This window comes from Arthrobacter sp. JCM 19049 (assembly GCF_001310435.1).
On sequence record NZ_BAXF01000239.1, the window covers coordinates 1 to 3312 of the forward strand.

Here is a 3312-nt window from a genome sequence, read left to right on the forward strand (position 1 = left end):
CCCGCACCAGCAGGCCGAACGCCGTGCAGCGTGGCGGATCCTGAACAAGTCATAGCCGCGCAGCGTGAACCGAACTGCCTGCGGTGCCCGGTCCTGGGGGGACGGGTGCCGCAGGCTCTTTTTATGCCCACGACGGTAAAGGCCCCCGCGACGGCGAGGGCCGGTGCCTCAGGCGTGCAATGGCCGTTCCGGAGTTAAGCAGCACCGGGGGTTAAACAGCACCGGGTGAAACAGGAGCCGCGATGGCGGCACGTCCTGTTTCACCCGGTGGTGGCCGGCGCGGCGTCGTTGGCGCGCGGCGGGCAGCTAGTCCAGCTGCATGACGTTTTCGGTGACCACTTCGGCGCGGGAGTTGGAAAAGACATCCTCGGTGCCCACCAGCTTGAAGCCCCGGCGTTCCAGGACCTTGATCGATCCCAGGTTGTCCTGCACCACGTGGGCGAGCAGCGGACGCTTGGTGTATTCGGCCAGGAAGGCATCCACGGCGCTGGTGGTGATGCCCTTGCCCCAGAACTTGCTGGAGGTCCAGAAGTTGATCTCCGGGGTCTTCTCATGCTCGAAGACCAGGATGGACCCGGCCACCTCGCCCTCGTGCTCGATGGTGCGCACAATGACCTTGGGGTCATTGAGGATGGAGACCAGTGGTGGTTGAACACCGAGCGGTCCGAGGGGTTGCGCGCCTGATAGGCAGCCATCAGGTTGGCCTCCGGCTCCTGCTGGTGGGCGAAGAAGTCGTCGAGGTCGGAAGGGCGCACTTCACGTAGATGCACGAGAACAGCCTTTCGTCTTGAAACGGGGACCGCATCGGTCGATACGGCATCAAAATGGGTGGTCGGCACTAGCCTACCGGGGAAGTGAGGGCGGCGAGAGCCATCTGGGACAGCAGCGCCTTCAAACCGGACTTCTTGGTGCGCGGGTTGTGAACCGAATGTGACGTCGAGTTCAGCAGCCCGAAGACCGCATGGGCCCGGAAGCGATTGATTTGCGAGGTCGCGTTCGGGTGCAGCTTGCCCAGCTGGTCCGTCCACAACCCGATGTAGGAATTCTGCAGCTTGCGAACCAGCTGCAGCTCATTCTTGGGCAGCGACTTCAGGTCGCGGTCCTGCACCTGAATGATGTCCGGGCGCGAGAGCGAGAAGTCGGTGTGGAAGTCCACCAGTCGGCCCAGCACCTCCAACGGCTCACCGCCGGAACCCACCGCCTTCTGCCCGCCGTCAAGGATGTCCTTGGACATGTCCACCATCAGCGCGATCAACACGGCCTGCTTGCCGGAAAAATGCCGGTACACCGCCGGACCGGAAATCCCGCAGGCCGCCCCCAGATCCTCCAGTGACACCCCCGCGTAGCCGTGCAGGGCAAAGAGCCGGGTGGCCTCGCGCAACAGGGACTCGCGCCGCTCGGCCTTGGCCCGCTCACGCTCGGTCGGCTCGCTCAGATGCGGGTAGCTCCTGGCCATGTGAACGCCCCCTTGCACTCGTGGTTCGGCTAACGCTAGACAAGTGTGAACTGCGCCACTAGTCTCGAATTAGTTAATCGTTATTAACCTTACGTGCTGTGCCGGGGCGACTCAACGCATTACGCACCGGCACCGCCAAGTCCCTCGCCGTCCCCGGGGCCCACCGGCACCCGGGTGCGGCGCGGCCAAGCTGTGGAGGAAGACTCGCATGTTGGAACACGAACTGGATGAGAGCTACCAGGACCTGGTGCAGGTAGTCCGCGAATTTGCCCGTGAGGTTGTTGCCCCGGTCAGCGCCCACCATGATGCCACCCACACCTTCCCGTATGAGGTTGTGGCGCAAATGGGGGAGCTGGGGCTGTTCGGGCTGCCCATCAGTGAGGACTACGGCGGCATGGGCGGGGACTACTTCGCCCTGGCCCTGGCGCTGGAGGAACTGGGGCGGGTGGACCAGTCGGTGGCCATCACCCTGGAAGCCGGGGTGTCCCTGGGCGCCATGCCGATCTACCGTTTTGGCTCCGAGGAGCAGAAGCAGCGCTGGCTGCCGGAACTGGCCGCCGGCACGAAGCTGGGCGGCTTTGGGCTGACCGAGCCGGGCGCCGGATCCGACGCCTCGGCCTCCAAGACCAAGGCCGTGTTGCAGGACGGGCAGTGGAAGATCAATGGGGCCAAGGAGTTCATCACCAACTCCGGCACCGACATCACCTCGCACGTGAGCATCACTGCGGTCACCGGCCAGGACGCGAAAACCGGCGCCAAGGAAATCTCCGCGCTGATCGTGCCCAGCGGCACCCCCGGCTTCACCGTGGAGCGGCCTACGACAAGGTCGGCTGGCGGGCGAGCGACACCCACCCGCTGAGCTTCAACGACGCGGTGGTTCCCGAGGAGAACCTGCTCGGCGAGCGCGGACGCGGCTACGCCTATTTCCTGGAGATCCTGGATGAGGGGCGCATCGCGATCGCGGCCCTGGCCACCGGCGCCGCCCAGGGCTGCCTGGATGAGGCCGTCGAGTACGCCAAGACCCGCACCACCTTTGGCACGGCGATCGGCAAGAACCAGGCGATCTCCTTCACCATCGCACGCATGGCCTCCCGGGTGCACTCGGCCCGCCTGGCCTATTATGCGGCGGCGGCGAAGATGCTGGCCGGACAGGACTTCAAGATCGAGGCGGCGCATGCGAAGCTGATCGCCTCCGAGGCGGCCATGGACAATGCGCGTGATGCCACCCAGGTCTTCGGCGGCTACGGCTTCATCAACGAGTCGCTGGTGGCCCGGCACTACCGGGATTCAAAGATCCTGGAAATCGGCGAGGGCACCACCGAGGTGCAGCTGATGCTGATCGCCCGCAGCTGGGACTGTAGGGCAGGGGCGCAGATGAAGCGGATTGAGCAGCGCGGCCTGTATTTTGATGAGCTTCAGGAGGATGCGCTCTATGTGCATTCACCGGGACGGACCATGACCGAGACCGACAACGTCCTGTTCACGACCATGACCATGAACACCCAGGCGCTGCACCTGGATGAGGTGTTCGCCAGCGCCCAGCCGCTGGGCGGGCGCGTCATGAATTCGATGTTCACCCTGGCCACCATGGTGGGCCAGTCGGTGCCGCAGCTGACCCAGGGCACCATCGTGGGGCAGCTGGGATTGTCCGAGATCAACTTCCCGCACCCGCTCTACCCGGGGGACACGCTGTACACGGAGTCGAAGGTCATCAGCCTGCGGGAGAGCAAGTCGAAACCGGGGATGGGCATTGCCACGTTCGAGCACACGGGCAAGAACCAGGACGGCGTGGTGGTGGCCACCGCCCGGCGCACCTGCCTGATGTTCACCCGGCAAGGCACAGGCGGCCGGGTCGG

The 3312-nt window shown here is 65.0% G+C and carries 3 protein-coding genes and 1 pseudogene; 2 read left to right on the forward strand and 2 right to left on the reverse strand.

All coding sequences use genetic code 11. From position 1 onward, the window contains the following. Nucleotides 1–306: 306 nt before the first annotated feature. Both JCM19049_RS10180 and JCM19049_RS10185 read right to left on the reverse strand, forming a co-directional pair. Complete coding sequence (locus JCM19049_RS10180; RefSeq protein ID WP_306420777.1) at nt 307–609, reverse strand: GNAT family N-acetyltransferase; 303 nt, start codon at nt 607–609, stop codon at nt 307–309. A gap of 229 nt (nt 610–838) precedes the next feature. After that, complete coding sequence (locus tag JCM19049_RS10185) at nt 839–1456, reverse strand: TetR/AcrR family transcriptional regulator (protein ID WP_054821527.1); 618 nt, start codon at nt 1454–1456, stop codon at nt 839–841. Nucleotides 1457–1664: 208 nt separating this feature from the next. Here JCM19049_RS10185 and JCM19049_RS10190 point away from each other — a divergent pair. Together JCM19049_RS10190 and JCM19049_RS10195 are read left to right on the forward strand one after the other, a co-directional pair. After that, nucleotides 1665–2803, forward strand: a pseudogene (locus JCM19049_RS10190) (acyl-CoA dehydrogenase family protein); the annotation flags it as partial. Then, nucleotides 2789–3312: MaoC family dehydratase (locus tag JCM19049_RS10195; RefSeq protein ID WP_054821528.1), on the forward strand; the 524-nt coding region annotated here is incomplete at its 3' end. The pseudogene JCM19049_RS10190 and the gene JCM19049_RS10195, both read left to right, overlap by 15 nt.

What these genes read in the sequence shown, in the direction of transcription:
- JCM19049_RS10185 (WP_054821527.1), bottom strand. Translation starts at nt 1,456, where the DNA reads ATGGCCAGGAGCTACCCGCATCTGAGCGAGCCGACCGAGCGTGAGCGG.